Genomic DNA, 1050 nt, shown 5'->3' with positions numbered 1-1050 from the left:
GCCCACTTTCCCCATTTGATACACCAAGATGAAGTTATCAGCCCGAAGTTCTCGGTTCTTTTCAAATTGTCGAGCGATAGAGTATTTCATTGATCAAATCCTTGATTATTAAAATTCGTGACTTTTATTGACTGGCAGCGAATGGATGACTGTCTGAGGTTCTGGTGTTCGTTTTCGACTGATCATAACTGGCAACAAAAGTATCAAAATGATGGTGGTATTTACGGCAACGAAGAACACCATGATGAGGGCGTAAACCGCGAGTAAAAGACTTTTTCTGTTGTCATCGATACTGCGAAAACAAAATTTGATGAAAAGAAAGTAGCCTCCAAACAGAAACGCAATGCCGAGCAAACCGTATTCGATGGCGGTATCGAGCACAAAGTTGTGGGTGTAAATTGCTAATTCATCGTAGTTGAAGTAATCGATCATAAAGTTGGGCAGCATTTTGGCGCCCACTCCTAAAATAGGATGCTGCGTTAAGATATCCATGCCGTTTGCGAGTAGCAGCTTGCGATGCAAGTTGGACACCCATCGCGCTTCACTTTGGTTGGCAAACAAAATGTCTTCTTGAGTGATCTCCAGTTTATCGGCAAGAGCATCAAAACCGACGTAGAGCGTGGTAGAGACTGTTCCAATAACCATAAATGCCAACGCCAAGAGAAGCATCCATGTATAGGTTTCACTGATGGTTTTTCGCATCCAGTTTTTAATAACAATCTGATCGAGAAAAAACAGCAAACAAAAGCCCAGCAGAGCTTTTCGTTCTTGAGATAAAACGAGTAGCGCAAATGCAACTAGCATTAAAAAAGGGAACAGGCGAATTTTGTCGCGATACAAATAGAGTAGCGAGCACAACACTCCAAATCCGTATTTACTGACCCCGAGTAATTTAAATCCGCTTTGATAGCCTTGGGCGAAGTGCCATGCTGCGACTAGACCACAGATGATAAAAAGTAGGTAGGTGAAATAGACCATCACTCGCTCATCATCAAATGCACCGTAAGCGTAAAGTAAGCTCAGTAGACAAAGAATGGCTAGCCACTGAAC

The 1050-nt window shown here is 42.6% G+C and carries 1 protein-coding gene and 1 pseudogene; both read right to left on the bottom strand.

What is annotated here, in order from left to right; genetic code table 11:
• Positions 1 to 90: pseudogene (locus R7070_RS26495) on the bottom strand (capsular biosynthesis protein); the annotation flags it as partial.
• 18 nt (positions 91 to 108) lie between these two features.
• A partial coding sequence (locus R7070_RS26490; RefSeq protein ID WP_318141557.1) for an O-antigen ligase family protein occupies positions 109 to 1050 on the bottom strand: 942 nt, incomplete at its 5' end.

It is taken from the genome of Vibrio sp. 1557 (assembly GCF_033340175.1).
Classification (GTDB): domain Bacteria; phylum Pseudomonadota; class Gammaproteobacteria; order Enterobacterales; family Vibrionaceae; genus Vibrio; species Vibrio alginolyticus.
Note: the sequence above shows the minus strand (reverse complement) of the source record. Positions and strands in the feature narration are given on the sequence as shown.